A 23665-nucleotide genomic window follows, 5' to 3' on the forward strand; every position below is an offset into this window, starting at 1 on the left:
TGGTGGTCATGTACGCGGGCCGGGTCCTCGATGACCCGGCCCGCGTACATGACCACCAGGCGGTCGCAGAGGTCCGCGAGGATCGCCAGGTCGTGGCTGATCATCAGCAGGCCCACGTCCTCGTCCGTGACCAGGTGTTCGATCAGGCCCAGGATCTGGGCCTGGATCATCACGTCCAGCGCGGTGGTCGGCTCGTCGGCGATGATCAGTTCGGGGGCGCAGGCCAGGGCCATGGCGATCATGACGCGTTGGCGCTGGCCGCCGGAGAGTTCGTGCGGGTACGCGGTCGCGCGTGCCGCAGGCAGTCCGGCCTGTTCCAGCAGTTCCCCGGCACGGCGCCTGGCCTGTGCCGCCGTCGCCCCCTGATGCAGCAGCACCGGCTCCGCGATCTGGTCGCCGATGCGGTGCACGGGGTTGAGGGAGTGCATCGCGCCCTGGAAGACGATCGAGGCACCGGCCCAGCGGACCGCCCGCACCCGCCCCCACCGCATCGTCAGCACGTCCTCGCCGTTCAGCAGGATCTCCCCGGAGACCCGGGTCCCCGGCGGCAGCAGCCGGAGCAGCGCGAGGGCCAGAGTGGACTTGCCGCAGCCCGACTCGCCCGCCACGCCCACTTTCTGACCGGCCGTCAGGGTCAGGTCGACGCCCCGCACCGCCGCGATCCCGCCGGGGTAGGTCACTTCGAGGTTCCGGATCTCCAGAAGGGTCAACTCGCCACCCCCAGCCGGGGGTTGAGGACCGACTCCACCGCGCGCCCGCACAGCGTGAACGCCAGCGCGACCACGGCGATCGCGATACCTGGCGGCACCAGATACCACCAGTCGCCGGAACTCACCGCACCCGCCTCCCGGGCGTCCTGGAGCAGCCCGCCCCACGACACCACCGTAGGATCGCCGAGCCCCAGGAACGCGAGGGTCGCCTCCGCGAGGATCGACGAGGAGACCATCAGGGTCGTCTGGGCCAGGACCAGGGGCATCACGTTGGGCAGGACGTGCCGGGTCATCACGTGCCAGTGGCCGCCGCCGAGCGCCCGCGCCCGTTCGATGTACGGCCGTGACTCCACCGCCAGTGTCTGCGCCCGCACCAGCCGGGCCGTCGTCGGCCAGGTCGTCACGCCGATCGCCAGGATCACCGTCCCGAGCGAGCGGGACATGACGGTGGCCAGCGCGATCGCCAGCACCAGCGTCGGCATGACCAGGAACCAGTCGGTGATCCGCATCAGCACGGTCCCGTACGCGCCCCGGAAGTGCCCGGCGGTGATCCCGACCACCGCGCCGATCGCCACCGACAGCACCGCCGCGAGCAGGCCGACGAGGAGTGAGACCCGTGCTCCCCACACCACCAGGCCCAGCAGGTTGCGGCCGAACTGGTCGGTGCCCAGCGGGAATCGGGCGCTCGGGCTCTCCAGCGGGCCGCCCGGCGCGTCGGTCACGCTCGACACGTCGGAGCCGACCGTCAGCGGCGCGGTGAGCGCGACCAGTGCGAACAGACCGAGCGCGGCCAGGCCGACCAGCCCGGCCCGGTGGGTGCGGTAGCGGGTCCAGAACCGTACGGCGGACCGGCGTCGGCGCTGCCACGCGAGCGCTCGTGGACCGGCCTGCGCGACCGGGGGAGTGGTCATCGGCCCACCCGGGGGTCGAGCAGCGGATAGACCAGGTCGGCCAGTGTGTTCATGACGATCACCGCCGCGGCGAAGAAGAGGAACAGCCCCTGGACCAGGGGCAGATCGGGCACGCTCAGGGCCTGGTAGAACAGCCCGCCCAGACCGGGCCAGGAGAAGACCGTCTCCACCAGGATCACGCCCGCGACCGTCCGGCCGAGGTTGACGAAGACGAGGGTGACGGTCGGCAGCAGCGCGTTCGGGACCGCGTGCCGGCGCCGGACCAGGTCGTCCCGAAGTCCCTTGGCCCGCGCGGTCGTCAGATAGTCGCTGCCCATCTCGTCGAGCAGCGCCGAGCGGGTGACCAGCAGGGTCTGCCCGTACTCGACCGCGACCAACGTGACCACGGGCAGCACCAGATGGTGGGCCACGTCCAGCACGTACGCGAAGCCCTCCTTGCCGCCCGACTCCATCCCGCCCGTCGGGAACAGCCCGGGGATCGGGCCCACCCCCACGGAGAACACGATGATCAGCAGCAGCCCGAGCCAGAACGACGGGACGGAGTAAAGGGTCAGCGCCAGACCGGTGTTGAGCCGGTCGGACAGGCTGCCGTTCCGCCAGGCCGACCTGGTGCCGAGGAACATGCCGAGCGCGGTGTACAGCACGAAGGCCGTGCCGGTGAGCAGCAGGGTGTTCGGCAGGGCCTCGCCGATCCTGTCGATGACGGGCGCCCGGAACTGGTACGACGTCCCCAGGTCGCCGGTCAGCGCCTTGCCGCAGTAGTCCGTGAACTGCTGCCACAGCGGCAGATCGAGCCCGAACTCTTTGCGGTACTGGGCCAGTTGGGCGGACGAGATCGGGCGGCCGCCGGTCATCGTCTTGACCGGGTCGCCGGGGATCAGCCGGAACAGGAAGAACCCGGTGACCAGCACGGCCAGCAACGAGACGACGGCGCCGCCCAGTTTGCCGCCGACGTAGCGGACGTAGCCGGACCGGGAGCCTGCCCCTGTCTCCCGTCCGGCCGTCTCCTCCACCAGTGCGTCGGCTGTCATCAACAGCCCTCCCGCACACCGCTGTCGAGGATCAGCGCCATCGGCTACTCCCGGTCCTCGGCGGTCGCCCGGCGCCGTAGCGCGAACAGCACGACCGCACCGACGACCACCAGGCCCCCGACGACGATGCCGGTGATCGCCCCGCCCGAGAGCCCGCCGGACGACGAACCGCCGGAGGCCGCGGGCACCGCGGACCACCAACTCCAGTACCCGTCCTGGCCGTAGATGTTGCCCGCGGCGCTGGGCATCGTCTCGATGGACTTGATCTGGTCGGTGCGGTAGGCCTCGACGGCGTTCGGGTACGCCATCACGTTCATGTACCCGAGGTCGTACAGCCGGGACTCCATCTGCTTGACGAGGTCCGCGCGCGCGGCCGGGTCGTACTCGGCCAACTGCCGGGCGTAGAGCGCGTCGTACGTTTTGTCGCAGATGAAGTTGTCGGTCGCGCCGATGTCCTTGGGTGTCGCGGGGAGGGCCGCGCAGGTGTGGATGGACAGGACGAAGTCCGGGTCGGGGTTGACGGACCAGCCGTCGAAGGCGAGGTCGTACTTGCCCGCGAGCCAGGGGTCGGTGACGTTGTCGAGGCAGTCGAGCGTCACGCCGATGCCGAGCTTGCCCCACCACTCCTTGAGGTACTGGCCGACCGCCTTGTCGTTGGGGTCGGTGGCGTGGCACAGCAGACGGTAGGTGATCGGCTTGCCGTCCTTGCCGACGCGTTTGCCGTCGCCGTTCTTCTTGTAGCCCGCCCCGTCGAGGAGTTGGGCCGCCTTCGTCGGGTCGTAGGAGAGTTTCTGGCTCGCCGACGGTTTCCAGAAGTAGGTCGAGAAGCGTGGCGGGAGGTAGCCCTCGCCCTCGACGGCGTGGCCCTGGAACACCTTGTCGATGAGGGTCGTGCGGTCGACCGCCATGAACAGGGCGTGTCGGACGTCCTCGTTCAGGAGGGAGGGGTCGCCGTCGCCGAAGTGCTGCCCGTTCTTCGCCTGGGCGCCGGGGTTGGTGGCGAGGGCGTAGAAGCGGCGGCCGGGGGCGTCGTTGACCTTGATGTCCTTCTCGCCCTTGAGGGAGGCGGCCTGGGCGGGGGTCAGGGAGGGGGAGCCGGCGACGAAGGAGACCTCGCCCTTGCGCAGGGCGGCCACCGCCGCGTCCTGGTCCTTGTAGTAGCGGAAGACGAGTTCGTCGAACTTCGGTGCCCCGCGCCAGAAGGACTTGTTGGCCTTCAGGCGGACGTAGCTGTCGGCCTTGTAGTCGGTGAGGACGAACGGGCCGTTGCCGACGATCGGGAAGGTCTTGTCGTTGTTGAACTTGGAGAGGTCGCCGGCCTTCGACCAGATGTGCTCGGGCACGATCGGGACGTCGAGCGCGGTCATCGTGGCCTGCGGCTTCTTCAGCCGGATGACCAGCTGGGTGGGGCTCGGGGCGGTGACCTTCGCGAAGTTGGTGACGAAGCTGCCGTTGGCGGTGGCGGCACCCGGGTCGGTCATCATCGTGTTGAACGTCCAGGCCGCGTCCTTCGCGGTGGCCTGCTGCCCGTCGGACCACTTGGAGTCCGAGCGGATCGTGTACGTCCAGGTCAGCTTGTCCGGCGACGACGTCCACTTGGTGGCCAGACCCGGGATCGTGTGGTTGTCCTTGGGGTCGTAGTTGGTGAGGTAGTCGTACATCAGCCGGCCGATGCTCGTGCTGACCAGGCGGCTCGCCAGGAACGGGCTCAAGGAGTCCACGCTCTGCGCGACGGCGACGGTGAGGACCTTGCCGCTCTCCTGGGCCCTGGCCTCGGCCTGGTGCGGTGCCGGATCGAGGGGGGTGGCGAGCGCCGCCGTGAGGGCGAGGGCACCGGCCGCTCCGGCCACCAGCCGGTGTAAGTGACGGGGTCGGGGTCTTCTCGGGCGTGAGTGCTCCGTGCCGTTCCGGTCCTGAGTGCTCATGGTCCTGACCTCGCGCTGTGGGGTCGCCGGGCTGGGTTGAAGAGTGTGTCTATCAGCGGCGGTCGGCGCCCGTCAACGGTGCCTGAAAGCCCATGTGGCCTGCGAAAACAGGGAGTTGACGGGCCGCTGGGAGGTTTATTGGTCCACACCACTGAAGCGTGCCTGGTGGGGCCCTGGCAGTGCGGTCGCCCCCCTCCGGCCGGTGGCGTCACCCTTCTCGCGCGTGCCCTGTGCTGCATTCGGGTGACTGCGTATGCGGGGCGTCCCATTTGTGCGGATATTGGCCGGTAGTGGATCGGTAAGTGGATCGATCTGGATCGATCCGGGTCGGCTTTCCTGAGGAGGCACTCGATGCGTGGAGCCACGCACGCCAAATGGGCCGCTTGCGCGGCGGCGGTAGCCCTCGCGGCGACCGCCTGTGGAGGCGGAAGCAGCGACAGCGGCGGCGGCGGTGACGGCGGCTCGGTGCTCAGCGCCTCCTGGGGCGACCCGCAGAACCCGCTGGAGCCGGCCAACACCAACGAGGTGCAGGGCGGCAAGGTCCTCGACATGGTCTTCCGCGGACTGAAGCGGTACGACCCGAAGAGCGGCAAGGCCGAGGACATGCTCGCCGACAAGATCGACACCACGGACTCGCAGAACTTCACGGTCACGATCAAGAGCGGCTGGAAGTTCAGCAACGGCGAGGCCGTCACCGCGAAGTCGTTCGTCGACGCGTGGAACTACGGCGCCAGCCTCAAGAACAACCAGAAGAACGCGTACTTCTTCGGGTACATCGAGGGCTACGACAAGGTCCACCCCGACAGCGGTTCCCAGTCCGCGGACACGCTCAGCGGGCTCAAGGTGACCGGCACCGACACCTTCACCATCAAGCTCACCCAGAAGTTCTCCACCTTCCCGGACACCCTCGGCTACGCGGCCTACTCGCCGCTGCCGTCGACGTTCTTCTCCGACCACGCGGCCTGGCTGAAGAAGCCGGTAGGCAACGGGCCGTACACGATCTCGTCGTACACCAAGGGCTCGCAGATGCAGCTCAAGAAGTGGGACGGGTACACAGGGGAGGACAAGGCGCAGAACGGCGGTGTGACCCTCAAGGTCTACACCGACAACAACACCGCCTACACCGACCTGATGGCCGGCAACCTCGACCTCGTCGACGACATCCCGGCCTCGCAGCTCAAGAACGTCAAGAGCGACCTCGGCGACCGGTACATCAACACGCCCGCCGGGATCATCCAGACCCTCGCGTTCCCGTACTACGACAAGAACTGGAACAAGAGCGGATCGGACAAGGTCCGCACGGGCCTGTCCATGGCGATCAACCGGGACCAGATCACCACCACGATCTTCCAGAAGACCCGCACCCCGGCCACCGACTGGACCTCCCCGGTGCTCGGCACCGAGGGCGGCTTCCAGGACGGGCTGTGCGGCGACGCCTGCAAGTACAACCCGACCGAGGCGAAGAAGCTCGTCCAGGAGGGCGGCGGTCTTCCCGGCGGGCAGGTCAAGATCACGTACAACGCGGACACGGGCTCGCACAAGGAGTGGGTGGACGCCGTGTGCAACTCCATCAACAACGCGCTCGGCAACGACAAGGCGTGCGTCGGGAACCCGGTCGGCACCTTCGCGGACTTCCGCAACCAGATCGGCCAGCACAAGATGACGGGCCCGTTCCGGGCCGGCTGGCAGATGGACTACCCGCTCATCCAGAACTTCCTCCAGCCGCTCTACTACACCAACGCCTCCTCCAACGACGGCCAGTGGTCCAACAAGGACTTCGACAAGCTCGTGAACCAGGCCAACGCGGAGACGGACACGAGCAAGGCGATCAAGCTCTTCCAGCAGGCCGAGGAAGTCGTCCGGGACAACATGGCCGCCATCCCGCTCTGGTACCAGAACGGCAGCGCGGGCTATTCGGAGCGGCTCTCCAACGTGGCGCTCAACCCGTTCAGCGTCCCCGTGTACAACGAGATCAAGGTCGGCTGAGCCCGCATGGGACGGTACGTCGTCCGGCGGCTGCTGCAGATGATCCCGGTCTTCATCGGCGCCACCCTGCTGATCTTCCTGATGGTGAACGTGATGGGCGACCCCATCGCGGGCCTGTGCGGCGAGCGGCAGTGCGACCCGGCGACGGCCGCCCAGCTCAAGCGGGAGTTCGGCCTCGACAAGCCCGTGTGGCAGCAGTACCTGACCTACATGGGGAACGTCTTCACCGGTGACTTCGGGACGGCGTTCAACGGCCAGAAGGTCACCGAGCTGATGTCGACCGCGTTCCCCGTCACCATCCGGCTCACCGTCGTCGCGATCGTCTTCGAGGTCGTCATCGGCATCACGCTCGGGGTGCTCACCGGCCTCAAGCGCGGCCGGCCCATCGACACCACGGTGCTGCTGCTCACCCTCGTCGTGATCTCCGTCCCGACCTTCGTCACCGGTCTGCTGCTGCAACTGCTGCTCGGCGTCGAATGGGGCTGGATCAAACCGTCCGTCTCCCCGGAGGCGACCTTCAGCGAACTGATCGTCCCCGGGCTCGTGTTGGCCTCGGTCTCGCTCGCGTACGTGACCCGGCTGACCCGGACGTCCATCGCGGAGAACAGGCGCTCCGACTACGTCCGTACGGCGGTCGCGAAGGGCCTGCCGAGGCACCGGGTGATCATCCGTCACCTGCTGCGCAACTCGCTCATCCCCGTGGTGACGTTCATCGGCACGGACATCGGCGCGCTGATGGGCGGCGCGATCGTCACCGAGCGGATCTTCAACATCCACGGGGTCGGCTACCAGCTCTACCAGGGCATCGTCCGTCAGAACACCCAGACGGTGGTCGGCTTCGTGACGGTCCTCGTCCTGGTGTTCCTGATCGCCAACCTCCTCGTCGACCTCCTGTACGCCGTACTCGACCCGAGGATCCGCTATGCCTGAGCAGCCGTTCGAACCGGAGCGCGCCATCGCTGCGACCGGCATGGGCGGGGCAATGGACCTCGCCACCAGCGAGGCAGAAACCCTGGAGAGGACTCCGGGCGGACCGGAGGGCACGGGCCCGCAGGAGCGCCCCCGCAGTCTCTGGTCCGACGCCTGGCGGGACCTGCGCCGCAACCCGGTCTTCATCATCTCCGCGCTGGTCATCCTCTTCCTGGTCGTCATCTCCCTCTGGCCGTCCCTGATCGCCTCGGGCAACCCCCTCAAGTGCGATCTCGCCAAGGCCCAGGAGGGCTCCCAACCGGGCCATCCCTTCGGCTACGACGGCCAGGGCTGCGACGTCTACACGCGCACGGTGTACGGGACCCGTACGTCGGTGACGGTGGGCGTCCTCGCCACGCTGGGGGTCGCGATCTTCGGCTCGGTACTGGGCGGCCTCGCCGGCTTCTTCGGCGGGGTCTGGGACTCGATCCTGTCCCGCCTCACCGACATCTTCTTCGCGATCCCGGTGGTCCTGGGCGGTCTGGTCCTGCTGTCCGTGGTCACCAGCAACACGGTCTGGCCGGTCATCGGCTTCATGGTCCTGCTCGGCTGGCCGCAGATCTCCCGTATCGCCCGCGGCTCGGTCATCACCGCCAAACAGAACGACTACGTCCAGGCCGCGCGGGCGCTGGGCGCCTCCAACTCCCGCCTCCTGCTACGGCACATCACCCCGAACGCGGTCGCCCCGGTGATCGTCGTCGCCACGATCGCCCTCGGCACCTACATCTCCCTGGAGGCGACCCTGTCGTACCTCGGCGTGGGCCTGAAGCCCCCCACGGTCAGCTGGGGCATCGACATCTCGGCGGCGTCCCAGTACATCCGCAACGCCCCCCACATGCTCCTCTGGCCCGCCGGAGCCCTGGCGATCACCGTCCTGGCGTTCATCATGCTCGGCGACGCGGTCCGCGACGCCCTCGATCCGAAGTTGAGGTGACGTGGCGTCATGCTGCTCGAAGTGCGGGACCTGCACGTGGAGTTCAGGACCAGGGACGGGGTCGCCAAGGCCGTCAACGGGGTCAACTACAGCGTGGACGAGGGGGAGACCCTCGCCGTGCTGGGGGAGTCCGGGTCCGGGAAGTCGGTGACCGCGCAGGCGGTGATGGGGATTCTCGATGTGCCGCCCGGGAAGATCACCGGCGGGGAGATCCTCTTCCGGGGCAAGGACCTGCTGAAGTTCAAGGAGGAGGAGCGGCGGAAGGTCCGCGGCGCCGAGATGGCGATGATCTTCCAGGACGCGCTGTCCTCGCTCAACCCCGTGCTCTCCGTGGGCGACCAGCTCGGCGAGATGTTCATCGTGCACAAGGGGATGTCGAGGAAGGACGCGCGGGCCAAGGCGATCGAGCTGATGGAGCGGGTGCGGATCCCGGCCGCCAAGGAACGCGTCCGCGACTACCCGCACCAGTTCTCCGGCGGTATGCGCCAGCGCATCATGATCGCCATGGCGCTCGCCCTGGAGCCGGCGCTCATCATCGCCGACGAACCGACCACCGCCCTCGACGTCACCGTCCAGGCCCAGGTCATGGACCTGCTCGCCGAGTTGCAGCGCGAGCTCAACATGGGGCTCATCCTCATCACCCACGACCTCGGGGTCGTAGCGGACGTCGCCGACAAGATCGCCGTGATGTACGCGGGCCGGATCGTCGAGTCGGCCCCCGTCCACGACATCTACAAGGCGCCCGCCCACCCGTACACCCGCGGCCTGCTCGACTCCATCCCGCGCCTGGACCAGAAGGGGCAGGAGCTCTACGCCATCAAGGGCCTGCCGCCGAACCTCATGCACATCCCGCCCGGCTGCGCCTTCAACCCCCGTTGTCCGATGGCCCAGGACGTGTGCCGGACCGATGAACCCGAGCTGTACGAGGTTGATCAACACCGGGGCAGCGCCTGTCACTTCTGGAGGGAGTGCCTCAATGGTTGAGCCGATCCTGGAGGTGACCGGGCTCGTCAAGCACTACCCGTTGACCCAGGGCATCCTCTTCAAGAAACAGGTCGGTGCCGTCAAGGCCGTCGACGGTGTGGACTTCGCGCTCGACAAGGGAGAGACCCTCGGCATCGTCGGGGAGTCCGGCTGCGGCAAGTCGACCGTCGCCAAGATGCTGGTCAACCTCGAGCGGCCGACCGAGGGCTCGATCAAGTTCAAGGGCGAGGACATCAGCAAGATGTCCGGCCGCGCCCTGAAGGCCGCCCGCCGCAACATCCAGATGGTGTTCCAGGACCCGTACACCTCCCTCAACCCCCGGATGACGGTGGGCGACATCATCGGGGAGCCGTACGAGATCCACCCCGAGGTGGCGCCGAAAGGCGACCGGCGCAAGCGGGTTCAGGATCTGCTGGACGTGGTCGGGCTCAACCCCGAGTACATCAACCGGTATCCGCACCAGTTCTCCGGCGGCCAGCGCCAACGCATCGGCATCGCACGGGGGTTGGCCCTGCGCCCCGAGGTCATCGTCGCCGACGAACCCGTCTCCGCGCTCGACGTCTCCGTCCAGGCCCAGGTCATCAACCTCCTCGACCGCCTCCAGGACGAGTTCGACCTCTCGTACATCTTCATCGCGCACGACCTGTCGATCGTCCGGCACATCTCGGACCGGGTCGGCGTCATGTACCTCGGCCGGATCGTGGAGATCGGCAAGGACGAGGAGATCTACGACCACCCGACGCACCCGTACACCCAGGCGCTGCTCTCCGCCGTCCCCGTGCCCGACCCGGACGCGCGCGAGCACCGGGAGCGGATCATCCTGTCGGGTGACGTGCCCTCGCCGACGAACGTCCCGTCCGGCTGCCGCTTCCGCACCCGCTGCTGGAAGGCACAGGAGCGCTGCTCGCTGGAGGTGCCGCTGCTCGCCGTACCGGCCGAGTTCCGGCTCGCGAGCGGGCCCGCCGCGCACGACTCGGCCTGTCACTTCGCCGAGGAGAAGACGGTCGTACCCCACGAGGAAACCCTCGGCGAAACCCCCGCGGCGACCCCGGACGATCTTGCGGATGGGGCGGAATAACACCACAAACAGGCATCAACCGCGTTAACACGCAGGCAACTCGGCCGACCCGGTCTCGATATACGGACGCGTCAACCTGAACAACGTACGGCCGTGCGGGTGCCGTAAACGGACCGGGGCGCGCCATGTCGCCCCGGTCCGTTGCCCGTTGTCAGCGGGTGAGCCCCAACGAGCGCTTCAGGAAGTCCACTTGGAGCAGCAGCAGGTTCTCCGCGACCTGTTCCTGCGGGGTCATGTGGGTCACCCCGGACAGCGGCAGCACCTCGTGCGGGCGGCCGGCGGCCAGCAGCGCGGAGGACAGCCGCAGGGTGTGCGCGGCCACCACGTTGTCGTCGGCGAGACCGTGCACGACCATCAGCGGGCGCTGCGGCTCGGCGGGCGCGGACAGCCCGTCGTCCGTCACCAGACCGCTCTTCGCGTACGCCTCCGGGTCCTTGGCCGGGTCGCCGAGGTACCGCTCCGTGTAGTGGGTGTCGTAGAGCCGCCAGTCGGTGACCGGGGCGCCCGCGATGCCCGCGTGGAAGACGTCCGGGCGGCGCAGCACGGCGAGCCCCGCGAGCCAACCCCCGTACGACCAGCCCCTGATGGCGACCCGGGAGAGGTCGAGCGGGTGGCTCTTGGCGAGGTCCTGGAGGGCGTCGATCTGGTCGTCCAGGGAGACGGTGAAGTCGCGGTGGACGGCCTTCTCCCATGCCGGTGAGCGGCCCGGGGTGCCCCGGCCGTCGGCGACGAGCACCGCGAAACCCTGGTCCGCGAACCACTGCGAGGTGAGGTGCGCGTTGTGGGCGGCGACCACGCGCGGGCCGTGCGGACCGCCGTAGGGGTCCATGAGGACGGGGAGCGGGGTGGTGTCGTCGTAGTCCCGTGGCATAAGCAGGGCGCACGGGACGCGCCGTGCGCCCCCCTCGGTGAACGTGATGCGCGGTGACATACCGGGATCTTCGGCGTGCGACGTGACGGTCACCGTCTTCTTGCCCTCGCGCAGTACCTGGACCCGCGTGCCCGGCCGGTCCGGCACCGCCGACAGCAGCACGGTCACGCCCCCGGCGCGCACCGCCGAGTGCACGCCGGGCTCGTGCGAGAGACGCTCCAGCCCGAGCTCGTTGACGCGATACACATGCACCTCGCCGGTCTCCGGGGCGGGCGCGGCCTCGCCCGCCGAGGCCGACACCAGCACATGGTCGTCGGAGACGTCCAGCACCGCGCGGACGTGCAACTGCGGCCCTGTGAGCAGGCGTTCACCCACCGCGAGCACCCGCGCGCCGCCCTCGTCGGCGATCCGCACGAGCCGTCCCGAGGGGCTCCAGCACGGCACACCAGGGAAAAGATCAAGCCAAACTGGATCTTCGTCGGCATGCACCATCCGGGTCGCCCCGGTGTCCGGCTCCACCGCCAGGAACAGCTGGCTGCGCTGGTCCCGGGCCTGCACGAGCAGCAGCGGCGCACCCGCCGCTGACCAGTGCACTTGCGCCAGATACGGATACCGCGCCCGGTCCCAGACGACCTCCGTACGCGTCCCGTCCAACCCGACGACATACAGCCGTACGTCCGCGTTCGCGGTGCCCGCCGCCGGGTACGCGACCCGCTGCGGCTCGCGCTCCGGACGGGCCGGGTCGGCGATCCACCAGCGCTGTACCGGCGTGTCGTCCGCGCGGGCGACCAGCAGCCGGTCCGACTCCGGCGACCACCAGAAGCCACGCGTCCGGCTCATCTCCTCCGCGGCGATGAACTCGGCCAATCCATAGGTGACTTGCTCCGACTCCGGCTCGGCCAGCGCCCGGTCACCCTCACCCTCGGCGCCTACGACGCGCAGGGCGCCGCCGGTGACGTAGGCGATGTGCCGTCCGTCGGGGGCGGGCCGGGGGTCGATCACCGGTCCGGGGACGCGGAGTTGACGTGTCGTACCGGCCCGCAGCTCGGCCGTGAAAAGCCGCCCTGACAAGGCGAAAGACGCCAACTCGGCCTCGCTGTCGGTGGCGTAGCCGACGATCCCCGCACCGCCCTCACGGCTGCGCTCGCGACGCGCCCGCTCCTGCGCCGAGAGGTGCTCCGCGGCACCGCCCAACAGGGCCTGCGGGTCGGCCACCACGCGCTCGGTGCCGTCCGCCGGATCGAGGACCCACAGCGCGTTCGCCCGGTCCGTGCCGGAAGCGGAACGCAGGAACACGACCCGCGCACCGTCGGGCGACACGGTGAACGCGCGCGGCGCGCCGAGCGTGAACTGCTGGGTACGGGCGTGCCGTCGGGGGAAGGAGTCAGCCTCGGTCGTCATACCCCGACCATATTGGCCATGCGCCCCCTTGTGCGGCTGTGCGCCGAGCGATGCGCGAGCGCGGATAGTTATGATCACTAGCGCTGGGTGGGTATGAACCTGCTGGCTGCTGTATGGATTTGCCGTAGGGATCCACCCCATGGATCCGTTGCCCCCATAGTCCGACCCCCTAGTCCCTGGGATCATTGGAGGTGAGCCGCCGTGGCACTCTCGATTTCGGCGGTGGTGCTGCTGGCGATCGTCGTCTTCCTTCTGGTCAAGAAATCAGGGCTGAAGGGCGGACATGCGGTCGTCTGTGTCCTCCTGGGCTTCTATCTGGCCTCCTCGACCATCGCGCCCACGATCAGCGATCTCACGACCAACATCGCGAGCATGATCGGCAGTATCAAGTTCTGACGGGCTTCGGCCCCTCGGAGACGGGGGGCCGGACGCTACTCCCGGCCCGTCGGATGCTGCCGGGTCTCCTGTGCGGTCGGCACGCGCTCGACGCGGGTCCAGCCCCTCCAGCCGCGCTCATTCAGGATCGCCAACACCCGTTCGGCGCCCGGCGCGGACTCCAGCATGGCCGAGTCCATCAGGGCGACGAACTGATCGTCGAAGCCGTCGTCACCCGCCTCACCGGCTTCCACGGCGCGGATCATCAGACGCTCCAGGATGTCGGCGACCTCGACTATCCGTGGATCGTCGGCCCGCCAGTCGAGCTCCCCCGTGAAGAAGCCGTAGAGCCGCACCATGTCGGGGTCGTCCAACTCCTCGTGCTTCTTGGCGATCACGGCGTCGATCTGCTGCGGCACCTGCGCGGCGATCATGATCCAGGCATCCCGCTCCAACTCGATGTAGCGCGCCCCGACGCCCAGACCGCGCAGCCGGTCGAGATAGTCCACGACGCTCTGGGGGAGCGTCAGTTGCTCTCCGGCGGCGAGCCGGGCGAGTCGGCCGCGGGTGTCCCGCAGCCGTCGGATCTCGGCGCGCAGGTCCTTGTCGATGTCCCGGACGCCGTCGGCGAACTCCGCCGGCCCGGCGTCGAGGAGTTCCTGCACCCTGGCCAGCGGCACACCCGCGTCGGCCAGGGTACGGATCCGGATCAGTCGTACGACCGCGGCGGCGTCGTAGGTCCGGTACCCGGACCGGTCGCGCTCGGGTTCGGGCAGCAGCCCTATCTGGTGGTAGTGGCGCACCGCCCGTACCGTCACCCCGGCATACGCCGCCAGCTGGCTGATGGTGAGCATGGTCCCAGCCTGCCTCAGGCGATCTTCCGGCGGTAGGCGGTCATCGCGAAGACGTACGCCACGACCAGGATGCCCAGGCACCACGCGAGCGCGCTCCAGATGTCGTCACCGACCGGCCGCCCGGTGAACAGCGCGCGGATCGTGTCGACGATCGACGTCACCGGCTGATGCTCGGCGAACCAGCGCACCGGCCCGGGCATCGTCCTCGTGGGCACGAACGCCGAGCTGACGAACGGCAGGAAGATGAGCGGGTAGGCGAACGCGCCCGCCCCCTCGACCGACGACGCGGAGAGCCCGGGGATCACGGCGAGCCAGGTCAGCGCCAGGGTGAACAGAAGCAGGATGCCGGCGACCGCGAGCCAGGCCGGCACTCCGGCCCCCGAGCGGAAGCCCATGAGCAGGGCGACGCCCACGACCAGTACGAGCGCGATCAGGTTGGCGACCAGCGAAGTGACGACATGGGCCCACAGCACCCCCGACCGCGCGATCGGCATGGACTGGAACCGCTCGAAGATCCCGCTCTTCACATCGGTGAACAGCCGGTACGCGGTGTAGGAGACGCCCGACGCGATGGTCATGAGCAGGATGCCGGGCAGCATGTAGGTCACGTACGGGACCGACCCGGTGTCGATGGCGCCGCCGAAGACGTAGACGAACATCAGCATCATGGCGACCGGCGTGATCGCGGTCGTGATGATGGTGTCCATGCTGCGGGTGACATGGCGCAGGGTGCGACCCGTGAGCGCGGCGGTGTCGCTGAAGAAGTACGCGGTCATCGGTGTCCCCCGGTTGTCGGTCCGGTCGTCATGTCATGGGTGTCGCTCTTGGTGTCCGCGCCGATGACCGCGAGGAAGATCTCCTCCAGGGTCGGCTGCTTCTCGACGTACTCGACCTTGGCGGGCGGGAAGGCCTGCTTGAGCTCGGCGAGGGTGCCGGTCACGATGATCCGGCCCTGGTGGAGGATCGCGATCCGGTCGGCCAGCTGCTCGGCCTCCTCCAGGTACTGCGTGGTGAGCAGCACCGTCGTCCCGTGGCCGGCCAGCTCCCTGACCGCGTCCCACACCTCGATGCGCGCCTCGGGGTCGAGTCCGGCCGTCGGCTCGTCCAGGAAGATCACCGGGGAGTCGCCGACGAGGCTCATCGCGATGTCCAGCCGGCGGCGCATCCCGCCCGAGTACGTCGACACCCGTCGGGCGCCCGCCTCGGTCAGCGAGAACCGCCGCAGCAGACCGTCCGCGATCGCGCCGGGGTCATCGAGGTGGCGCAGCCTGGCGACGAGGGCGAGGTTCTCCCGGCCGCTGAGGATCTCGTCGACGGCCGCGAACTGCCCCGTGAGACTGATGGACTCGCGTACGTCCGCCGGTCGCGCGGCGACGTCGAAGCCGTTGACGCTCGCCGTCCCGGCGTCGGCCTTCAGGAGCGTGGCGAGGATCCGCACGGTCGTGGTCTTGCCCGCCCCGTTGGAGCCGAGCAGGGCGAAGATGCTCCCCGGCGCCACGTCGAAGTCCACCCCGCGCAGCACGTCGAGGGTCCCGTACGACTTCTCCAGACCCTGTACGCGCATCGCCGGACCGGCGATCGATTGGGCTGTCATGGTCATCTGCCTCCTTCGCGGAGCCTTCCGGGCGGCTGCCCGGAAGGCTCCTGCCGGAAGGATGGAGGGTTGACCCAGCGTCAAGGTCAAGGCCGTCGTCGGTGCGGACGGCGAGGGGTGTGAGGCGCTGGGCGCGCGCGGTCGGGACACGAGGTCGGCCCCACCGTCGTCCCCGGACTCCGCGGGCCTCGTAGGGTGGACCCATGACCGAACTGCCCGCCCGTCGTCTGCTGCTGGTGCACGCGCATCCGGACGACGAGTCGATCAACAACGGCGCGACGATGGCCAAGTACCTGGCCGAGGGTGCGCACGTGACACTGATCACGTGCACGCTCGGTGAGCGCGGCGAGATCATCCCGCCCGCGCTACGGCATCTGTCGGGCGCCGGGCTGGCCGAGGAGCGGGAGCGGGAGCTCGCCGCGGCCATGAAGGCGCTCGGGGTCACCGACCACCGCCTGCTGGGCGGGCCCGGGCGGTACCGGGACTCCGGGATGATGGGCACCTCGGACAACGACGACCCCGGCTGCTTCTGGCGGGCCGATCTCGACGAGGCCGCCGGGCATCTCGTCGAGGTGATCCGCGAGATCCGGCCCCAGGTGCTGGTCACCTACGACCCCGACGGCGGCTACGGCCACCCCGACCACATCCAGGCCCACCGCGTCGCCATGCGCGCCGTCCAACTCGCCGCCGACGCCGGGCAGTCGATTGCCAAGGTCTACTGGAACCGGGTGCCCCGGAGCGTCGTGGAAGAGGGGTTCGCGCGGTTGCGTGACGCGCTGCCGGGGCTGCCCTTCGCCGCCGCGGCCGCCGTGGACGACGTACCGGGTGTCGTGGACGGCGAGCTGATCACCGCCGCGGTCGACGGCGGCGCGTATGCCGCCGCCAAGACCGCCGCGCTGCGCGCGCACGCCACGCAGCTCGAAGTCGCCCCGGACCAGCCGTACTTCGCGCTCTCGAACGAGCTCGCGCAGCCCGTGTTCACCACCGAGTACTACGAGTTGGTCCAGGGGGTACCCGGTGGGGCGCCCGAGACCGACCTCTTCGAAGGGCTGGGCCTGTGACGAGTACCCATCAGGGCGGCGGGAGTCTGCTCGCCCAGCCGTTGCAACGGCCTTCCGGGCTAAGGGTGTTGGCCTACCTCGTGCTCTTCGTGCTCGGCGCCGTCGTCGGGGTGGCGGGGGCGCTGGTGCAGGCCGCGTGGTTCCCCGGCGGGCTGCTGCTCGCGCTCGTCGGAGCGGCCGGACTGTTCCTCGGCGGGGCGAGAGCGGCCGACGGGAGAGGCGGGGCCGTGGCGCCCGCCGCGGGCTGGATGGTCGCCGTCATCCTGCTCACCGCCAGTAGACCGGAGGGTGATTTCCTCTTCGGCGCGGGAGTCGGTTCCTACCTCTTCCTGCTCGGCGGGATGGCTGTGGCTGTGATGTGTGCCACGTTGGGTTTGGGGCGGCAACCAAGCGGCTCTGACGTCCGACTTGGCAAGTGACGTACCACTTCGCGGTGAGGCGCGCGTGCGAGTCCGGTGTGGGTTTCCCCAGCGGCCGTGGGATACCGCCAAGAAGTGGCCAGTATGGTGGTGCGCGCCGCCGAGTCGCCCGTGGGTGTCGGGCGGCGGAGCCAACCGGGAGAACCTGCCTTGAGTCGTGAAACTGACACTCCGTCCTCCGGGCCCGACGGGCGCGGCGGAGCCGCTTACCCCTCGGGGACCCCGCCGTACGGGACGCCCGCGGCTTCCGACGACCGTACGGATGCGGGGCGTTCGGCCGCGCAGCCGGAGGAACGCAAGACCGAGACGACGCTGACGACCCGGATCCGGATCAACATCCCCGGTTCGCGGCCCATTCCGCCTGTCGTCGTGCGCACGCCCGTCGCGGACAGCGGGTCCGGCGACGGATCCACGACCGCCGAGACGCAGTTGCCGAGTTCCGCGCTGCCCACGGGCGTCGTCGAGCCGACCGCCGAACTCGCGCTGCCCGGCGCCGAGGAGAAGACGAGCGACTGGTTCGCGCCCCGCAAGTCCGGCCCCGCGAAGGGCGGTCAGAGCGGTGGCGGCACCAACGGGGCGGGAATTCCCGGCGGTTCGGCCGCGGGCGCCCCGAGTGCGCCGGCTTCCGGCGCGCCCGCCGGCAATCGTCCCGGCGGCGCTCGTCCCGGCGGTGTGGTCGGCGGCATGAGCGTCACCGGCACCACCCGCCAGCCCGGCGCGGGCGGCGGCACGAACGGCGCCGGAATCGGCGGTGCCACCGGCGCCGGACCGGTCGCCCCCGGACACGGCGGCGGCACCGGCTCCTTCGACGTCACCGAGGCACTGGCGGCGGGACCGCGGGGGCCCAACGGGTCACGCCCGAACGGCGCCTCCGGCCCCAACGGCGGCCCGGGCGAACCGCGCCGCGACGACCTGCCGTACTTCTCGGAGAACGGGCAGCAGGGCGGTTTCCCGGGACCTGCGGGACCCGGCGCCCCGGGCGGCTATCCCGAACCCAACGGCCAGGGCGAGCTGGGCGGTTATCCCGGGTCCCCCAACGGTCAGGGCGAGCTGGGAGGGTTCCCGGGGTCCAACGGCCAGGATGAGCTCGGTGGTTTCCCCGGCTCGGGCGGCCCCGGCCCGCGAGCCGAACAGTTCCCCGGACCGGGCGGCCAGGGCATGGGTCCGGGCGGTCCCGGTGGTCCGGGTGGACCCAGCGGTTTCAACGGCCCGAACGGGCGCGGTGGTCAGGGCGGCCCCGAGGGCCCCGCGGGCCCGACCGCCGGTCCGGTCACCGGCAACGGCCTGATGCTGCCGCCCGGCCCCATGGGCGGGGCACAGGGCGCGCCGAGCGGCTACGCGGACGGCCCGGGCGGCCCGAACGGCGCCGGCGGTCCCGCTGGACTCGCCGGTCCGGGTGGTCCGGGCGTTCCCGGCGCCCCGGGTGCGTCCTCCGGCCGACACGGCGGCCGCGGCAGGCCTGGCAACCCTGGTGGTCCCGGTGGGCCTGGCGGTCCTGGCGCGGGTCCCGGCGGCCCCGGCGGTCCCGGCATGGGTCCTGGCGGCCCCGGAACGGGTCCCGGCGGTCCCGGCGGTGCGAGTCTCCCCGGCGGCATGATCCCCGGCGGTGGGCTCAGCGACGACACCGCGATCCTCACCCCGCAGAAGCCGGCCCCCGGCCCCGGTGGCCAGGGCTACGGCGCCCCCGCCGACCAGGTCTCCGGACACACCGTCACCAGCGGTATGCCGGTCGTGCCGGGTGCCGGGACCTCGCCGTTCGGCACCGGTACCCACCCCGACGGACCGCTGCCGCACACGCCCCCGAAGACGCCCGAGCCCGGTTCGGCGCAGAGCGCGCCCGCCGGGAAGAAGGCGGGCAAGGGCGCGAAGAAAAAGAAGAAGGGCCGCAGCAAGTCGGCCCTGCTCCTCGTCGGCGTGTTCGTCATCGCGGGCGGCGTGTACGGCGCCGGTCTGCTGATGAACCACACCGACGTGCCCAAGGGCACCACCGTGCTCGGCGTCGACATCGGCGGCAGCACCCGTGACGACGCTGTCAAGAAGCTCGACGACGCGTTCGGCGACCGGGTGGACAAGCCGCTGAAGCTGTCGGTCGGCGGCAAGACGGTCTCGCTCAAGCCGGACCAGGCGGGGCTGCAGTTCGACACCGCGGCCACCGTCAGCGCGGCCGCCACCAGCGACTACAACCCGGTCTCGGTGATCGGCTCGCTCTTCGGCCAGCACCGGGTCGTCGACCCCGTCATGCCGGTCGACGAGGAAAAGCTGACCGCCGCCCTCTCCGACCTCGGCGGCGGCTCCGGCTCCGGCGCGGTCACCGAGGGCACGATCCAGTTCACCTCCGGCAAGGCCGTCGCCGTCTACGGCAAGGCGGGCAAGGCGATCGACGCGAGCGCGTCCGTCGACGCCGTCGAGAAGGCGTACCGCAGCGAGGTGGAGACCGGCACGGCCGCCACGGTGACCGTCCCGACGACCACCAAGCAGCCGACGATCACGAACGCCGAGGTCGACCGCGAGATGAAGGCCTTCGCGGAGCCGGCGATGTCCGACCTCGTCAAGGTCAAGACGGACACCGGGATCACCCTGCCGCTGAGCCCGAAGAACTCCCTGTGGAAGTTCCTCAGGGTGAAGGCCGTGAACGGCAAGCTCACCGACAGCCCCGACCTGGCCGCCCTGAAGGCGCTCTACGGCAGCACCTTCGACGGCGTGACGATCACTCGCGCCGGCGGCCAGAAGACGGCCGTCACACCGCAGGAGGTCTACATCGCCCTGCGCCAGGCCCTGATCAGCAAGACCGACCGGGTGGGGATCATCGACACGACCCCCAACTAGCACCCGACCGGCCCCACGAGGGGGCACCCGGCACAGCGCCGGGTGCCCCCTCGGTCGTACGACAAGACAGCCGCAGGACAAGACAGCCGAAGGACCTGGCAGCCGCAGGACCTGGCAGTCGTAGGACATGACATCTGTCATGCGCGACACCGGACCGTCGACACTGCCGGGGACCGGCCCCCGGCGGCCACGATGGATGCCATGACGACAACAGCGGCGACGACCACTCCGGTGGTCGGGTTCGATCAGGTGAGCAAGAGCTACGGCGACGTACGGGCCGTCGACGGGCTGTCGCTCGTGCTGCACCCGGGGGAGACGGTGGCCCTGCTGGGGCCGAACGGAGCCGGCAAGTCGACCACCCTCGATCTGCTGCTCGGCCTCAAGCAGGCCGACACCGGCAAGGTCAGCGTCTTCGGCACCAGCCCCCGCGAGGCGATCGTCGCCGGGCGGGTGGGCGCGATGCTGCAGAGCGGCGGCCTGATGGACGAGGTCACGGTCGGCGAACTGGTCAAGCTGGCCTGCGACTTGCACCCGAGGCCGTACAAGGTCGGTGATGTGATCGCCCGTGCGGGCATCGCGCAGATCGCCGACCGCAAGGTCAACAAGCTCTCCGGCGGCCAGGCGCAGCGCGTCCGCTTCGCCCTCGCGACCGCCGGTGACAGCGACCTGATCGTCCTCGACGAGCCGACCACCGGCATGGACGTCTCCGCCCGGCAGGCCTTCTGGGCCACCATGCGCGAACAGGCCGACCAGGGCCGTACGGTCCTCTTCGCCACCCACTACCTCGAAGAGGCCGACGCCATCGCGGACCGCGTGCTGGTCCTGCATCGCGGCCGGCTGCTCGCCGACGGCACCTCCGCCGAGATCAAGGCGAAGGCGGGCGCCCGCCGCATCGCCTTCGACCTGGACGGCGAGATCGACGAGGCACCGATCCGGTCCCTGCCCTTCCTGACCTCGGTCGACGTATCCGGCCAGACGATCCGCATCCAGTCCACCGACGCCGACGCGACCGTCCACGCGCTCTACGGCCTCGGCGTCTACCCCCGCAACCTCGAAGTCGCCGGACTCGGCCTGGAGCAGGCCTTCGTCGCCATCACCACCGCCGAGGAGGCCAAGCAGTCATGAACAGCCTGATCAAACTGGAACTCACCCGCGCCCTGCGCAACCGCAAGTTCCTGTTCTTCTCGGTGATCTACCCCTCCGTCATCTTCCTGCTGGTCTCCAACCAGAAGGGCACGGTCGACGGCACCGGCCTGAGCATCGCGAAGTACGTCATGGTCTCCATGGCCTCCTTCGGCGCCCTGACCGCCGTCCTGATGGGCAACAGCGAGCGCATCGCCAAGGAGCGCGAGAACGGCTGGGTACGGCAGCTGCGGCTGACCCCGCTGCCCGGGCGCGGCTACGTCTTCGCCAAGACCGCGAGCGCCGCGGTCGTGAGCCTGCCGTCCATCGTGGTCGTCTTCATCGTCGCCGCCGTGCTGAAGGACGTACGACTCGACGCCTGGCAGTGGCTCGCGCTGACCGGCGCGATCTGGGCCGGCAGCCTGGTCTTCGCCGCGCTCGGCGTCGCCATCGGCTACCTCGCCTCCGGGGACGCGGTCCGCCCGATCACGATGATCGTCTACTTCGGCCTGTCGATCCTCGGCGGCCTGTGGTTCCCGTCCACGACCTTCCCGACCTGGCTCCAGGACATCGCGAAGTGGCTGCCCACGCACGCGTACGCTGCGCTGGGGCAGGCCATCGAGCAGAGCCGGTCGCCCCACGCCAAGGACGTCACCCTCCTCGTCGTCTACTTCGCCCTCTTCGCGGGCGGGGCGGCGTGGCTGTACCGGAAGGACACGCTGAAGGCGTGAGCGCGATGACCGAGGACCCGCTGCCCGAAAAGGCCAGGGTGGAGCGGCTGATCCGGATCGGCCAGCCGCCCCGCGACCGGAGCGAGGCGCTGCGCAAGCTGCTGTGGATCCTGCCCTGGCTGGTCTTCCTCGGCGCACCCGTGCAGGACCTGCTGGCCGGCCACCACACCACCTTGGCCACGACGGCCGGCTGGGTGGGCATGGTGGCCTTCACCGGGACCTACCTGGCGGTGGTCCTCCGCACCGTGGGCCGCCCCTACTCCCTCCGGCTCGTCGCCGCCCTGATCTCCGTCCTGTGGGTACTGGCCGTCGTACTGGCCCTCGGCCTCGGCAACTCCTGGCTCGGCCTCTTCGTGTACGTCTCCGTCTCCTGCGGGGTGACCCTCCCGCTGCGCGCCGCGTACTGGACGATCCCGCTGACGACCGCGGCGATGATGCTGGCGGGCTGGTTCGTCGACGACCTGGACGAGGCCTGGGGCCTGTTCCTGATCGTGCTGCTGGTGGGCTACTCCATGACGGGCGTACGGCAACTGGTGCGCACGACGGTCGAGTTGCGCAAGGCGCGGGCCACGGTCGCCCAACTGGCCGCGAACGAGGAGCGGTTGAGGCTGGCCCGAGACCTGCACGACCTCCTGGGCCACTCCCTCTCGCTGATCACGCTGAAGAGCGAGCTGGCCGGCCGGATGCTCCCCGACCACCCCGACAAGGCGGCCCAGCAGGTCGCCGACATCGAACAGGTCAGCCGCCAGGCCCTGGTGGACGTCCGCGAGGCGGTCACCGGCTACCGCCGCCCCCGCCTGCCCGGCGAACTGGCAGGCGCCCAGGTCGCGTTGACGGCGGCCGGAGTGACGGCCGACCTCCCCACCGAACCCGACCTCACCACCGTCTCCGAGGAATGCGAGTCCGCCCTCGCCTGGGCCCTGCGCGAGGCGATCACCAATGTCGTACGGCACAGCGGCGCCCGGCGCTGTGTGGTCGAACTGGTCCGACGCCAGACCTTGGACGGCCCGACGCTGGAACTCTCCGTCGAGGACAACGGCTCGGGCGGCTCGGGCAAGGGCCCCGGCAACGGTCTGACGGGCCTGGGCGAGCGCCTCGCGAAGGTCGGCGGCTCCCTGGAGGCGACCCGCCTCAAGCACGGCTTCCGGCTGGTCGCACGGGTGCCGGCGGGCACTCCGCCCACCTCGACGGACGTAGGATCGCCCGCATGAGCCGTACGATCAAGGTCCTCCTCGCCGAGGACCAGTCGATGGTCCGCGAGGCACTGGCCGCACTGCTCGGCCTGGAGGACGACATCGAGGTCGTCGCCCAAGTCGCGCGCGGCGACGAGGTGTTGGCGGCGGCCCGACAGCACGCCGTCGATGTGGCCCTCCTCGACATCGAGATGCCGGGCTGCACGGGCATCGAGGCGGCGGCCCAGATCCACCGGGCGCTCCCCGAGATCAAACTGGTCGTCCTCACGACCTTCGGCCGCCCCGGCTACCTCCGCAGCGCGATGGAAGCGGGCGCGGACGCCTTCCTGGTCAAGGACGCCCCGGCGGCCCAACTGGCGCAAGCGGTACGGAAGGTACTGGCGGGGGAGCGGGTCATCGACCCCACCTTGGCGGCAGCGGCCCTGGCGGAGGGCGCCAACCCGTTGACCGACCGCGAGCGAGAGGTCCTGCGGGCAGCGGCGGACGGCTCGACGAACGTGGAACTGGCGACGGCCCTTCATCTGTCGCAGGGCACGGTCCGCAACTATCTCTCGACGGCGATCCAGAAACTGGCGGTGAGGAACAGGGCGGAGGCGGTGCGCATCGCAAGGGAGAAGGGCTGGCTGTAAAACACAGGCCAGGGCAGCCGACCCAGGGGCGCGGGGCTGTATCGATGTGCGGCTCCGCCGC

The 23665-nt window shown here is 69.9% G+C and carries 21 protein-coding genes; 13 read left to right on the forward strand and 8 right to left on the reverse strand.

The window, feature by feature from the left end:
• From JHN63_RS30215 to JHN63_RS30230, 4 genes are all read right to left on the reverse strand, one after another.
• The coding region (locus JHN63_RS30215; protein ID WP_200686579.1) for an ABC transporter ATP-binding protein at positions 1 to 710 on the reverse strand (710 nt) is incomplete at its 3' end.
• The gene (locus JHN63_RS30220; RefSeq protein WP_200686581.1) at positions 707 to 1621 is read right to left on the reverse strand and encodes an ABC transporter permease; all 915 of its coding nucleotides are present in this window, start codon (positions 1619 to 1621) and stop codon (positions 707 to 709) included. The genes JHN63_RS30220 and JHN63_RS30215, both read right to left, overlap by 4 nt.
• Positions 1618 to 2652 carry an ABC transporter permease gene (locus JHN63_RS30225; RefSeq protein ID WP_200686583.1) on the reverse strand — a complete coding sequence of 345 codons (1035 nt, stop codon included), beginning with the start codon at positions 2650 to 2652 and terminating at the stop codon, positions 1618 to 1620. The genes JHN63_RS30220 and JHN63_RS30225 overlap by 4 nt, the downstream gene beginning before the upstream one ends.
• 44 nt (positions 2653 to 2696) lie before the next feature.
• Entirely contained in the window at positions 2697 to 4577 is a 1881-nt protein-coding gene (locus JHN63_RS30230) for an ABC transporter substrate-binding protein (protein ID WP_234477949.1), read from the reverse strand.
• A 351-nt stretch (positions 4578 to 4928) separates the two neighbouring features.
• On the opposite strand from JHN63_RS30230, the gene JHN63_RS30235 reads away from it, so the two are divergent.
• Genes JHN63_RS30235 through JHN63_RS30255 form a run of 5 tightly spaced genes read left to right on the forward strand, consistent with a single transcriptional unit; the run spans position 4929 to position 10528 of the window.
• Positions 4929 to 6563, forward strand: a complete 1635-nt coding sequence (locus JHN63_RS30235; RefSeq protein ID WP_200686587.1) for an ABC transporter substrate-binding protein — start codon at positions 4929 to 4931, stop codon at positions 6561 to 6563.
• A 6-nt stretch (positions 6564 to 6569) separates the two neighbouring features.
• The gene (locus JHN63_RS30240; protein ID WP_200686589.1) at positions 6570 to 7493 is read left to right on the forward strand and encodes an ABC transporter permease; all 924 of its coding nucleotides are present in this window, start codon (positions 6570 to 6572) and stop codon (positions 7491 to 7493) included.
• Positions 7486 to 8466 (forward strand): ABC transporter permease, encoded by a 981-nt coding sequence (locus tag JHN63_RS30245; RefSeq protein ID WP_200686591.1) that lies wholly within the window; start codon positions 7486 to 7488, stop codon positions 8464 to 8466. Before JHN63_RS30240 ends, JHN63_RS30245 begins: the two co-directional genes overlap by 8 nt.
• Positions 8467 to 8475: 9 nt before the next feature.
• Positions 8476 to 9450, forward strand: coding sequence for an ABC transporter ATP-binding protein (locus JHN63_RS30250; RefSeq protein ID WP_200686593.1), 975 nt, complete (start codon positions 8476 to 8478; stop codon positions 9448 to 9450).
• Complete coding sequence (locus JHN63_RS30255) at positions 9443 to 10528, forward strand: ABC transporter ATP-binding protein (protein ID WP_200686595.1); 1086 nt, start codon at positions 9443 to 9445, stop codon at positions 10526 to 10528. The genes JHN63_RS30250 and JHN63_RS30255 overlap by 8 nt, the downstream gene beginning before the upstream one ends.
• Before the next feature lie 151 nt (positions 10529 to 10679).
• Here JHN63_RS30255 and JHN63_RS30260 read toward each other — a convergent pair whose 3' ends face one another.
• The gene (locus JHN63_RS30260; RefSeq protein WP_200686597.1) at positions 10680 to 12800 is read right to left on the reverse strand and encodes a S9 family peptidase; all 2121 of its coding nucleotides are present in this window, start codon (positions 12798 to 12800) and stop codon (positions 10680 to 10682) included.
• Positions 12801 to 13001: 201 nt separating this feature from the next.
• Between JHN63_RS30260 and JHN63_RS30265 the strand changes: the two genes are divergently transcribed.
• Positions 13002 to 13196 (forward strand): hypothetical protein, encoded by a 195-nt coding sequence (locus tag JHN63_RS30265; protein WP_019058412.1) that lies wholly within the window; start codon positions 13002 to 13004, stop codon positions 13194 to 13196.
• A 35-nt stretch (positions 13197 to 13231) separates the two neighbouring features.
• On the opposite strand, the gene JHN63_RS30270 is transcribed toward JHN63_RS30265, so the two are convergent.
• From JHN63_RS30270 to JHN63_RS30280, 3 genes are read right to left on the reverse strand one after another with little or no spacing between them, the layout of a single operon-like run.
• On the reverse strand, positions 13232 to 14029 hold the full coding sequence (locus tag JHN63_RS30270; protein ID WP_200686599.1) for a MerR family transcriptional regulator: 798 nt from the start codon (positions 14027 to 14029) through the stop codon (positions 13232 to 13234).
• Positions 14030 to 14043: 14 nt separating this feature from the next.
• A complete protein-coding gene (locus JHN63_RS30275) occupies positions 14044 to 14805 on the reverse strand; it encodes an ABC transporter permease (RefSeq protein WP_200686601.1) in 762 nt (253 codons plus the stop codon).
• Positions 14802 to 15623, reverse strand: a complete 822-nt coding sequence (locus tag JHN63_RS30280; RefSeq protein ID WP_234477950.1) for an ABC transporter ATP-binding protein — start codon at positions 15621 to 15623, stop codon at positions 14802 to 14804. Before JHN63_RS30280 ends, JHN63_RS30275 begins: the two co-directional genes overlap by 4 nt.
• Positions 15624 to 15826: 203 nt before the next feature.
• On the opposite strand from JHN63_RS30280, the gene mshB reads away from it, so the two are divergent.
• The 7 genes from mshB (at position 15827) to JHN63_RS30315 (ending at position 23604) form a co-directional block, all read left to right on the forward strand.
• Positions 15827 to 16684, forward strand: coding sequence for an N-acetyl-1-D-myo-inositol-2-amino-2-deoxy-alpha-D-glucopyranoside deacetylase (gene mshB, locus JHN63_RS30285; protein WP_200686605.1), 858 nt, complete (start codon positions 15827 to 15829; stop codon positions 16682 to 16684).
• Positions 16681 to 17103, forward strand: a complete 423-nt coding sequence (locus JHN63_RS30290; RefSeq protein WP_200686607.1) for a DUF6113 family protein — start codon at positions 16681 to 16683, stop codon at positions 17101 to 17103. Before mshB ends, JHN63_RS30290 begins: the two co-directional genes overlap by 4 nt.
• Before the next feature lie 150 nt (positions 17104 to 17253).
• The gene (locus tag JHN63_RS30295) at positions 17254 to 19929 is read left to right on the forward strand and encodes a hypothetical protein (RefSeq protein WP_200686609.1); all 2676 of its coding nucleotides are present in this window, start codon (positions 17254 to 17256) and stop codon (positions 19927 to 19929) included.
• A gap of 201 nt (positions 19930 to 20130) precedes the next feature.
• Positions 20131 to 21054 carry an ABC transporter ATP-binding protein gene (locus JHN63_RS30300; RefSeq protein ID WP_200686610.1) on the forward strand — a complete coding sequence of 308 codons (924 nt, stop codon included), beginning with the start codon at positions 20131 to 20133 and terminating at the stop codon, positions 21052 to 21054.
• Positions 21051 to 21782: an ABC transporter permease gene (locus JHN63_RS30305; RefSeq protein WP_200686612.1), complete on the forward strand. Its 732-nt coding sequence runs from the start codon at positions 21051 to 21053 to the stop codon at positions 21780 to 21782. Before JHN63_RS30300 ends, JHN63_RS30305 begins: the two co-directional genes overlap by 4 nt.
• Positions 21783 to 21787: 5 nt before the next feature.
• Positions 21788 to 22993, forward strand: coding sequence for a sensor histidine kinase (locus tag JHN63_RS30310; protein ID WP_200686643.1), 1206 nt, complete (start codon positions 21788 to 21790; stop codon positions 22991 to 22993).
• Positions 22990 to 23604 carry a response regulator transcription factor gene (locus tag JHN63_RS30315; RefSeq protein WP_200686614.1) on the forward strand — a complete coding sequence of 205 codons (615 nt, stop codon included), beginning with the start codon at positions 22990 to 22992 and terminating at the stop codon, positions 23602 to 23604. The genes JHN63_RS30310 and JHN63_RS30315 overlap by 4 nt, the downstream gene beginning before the upstream one ends.
• Positions 23605 to 23665 lie beyond the last annotated feature (61 nt).

It is taken from the genome of Streptomyces sp. MBT65 (genome assembly GCF_016612545.1).
GTDB lineage: Bacteria > Actinomycetota > Actinomycetes > Streptomycetales > Streptomycetaceae > Streptomyces.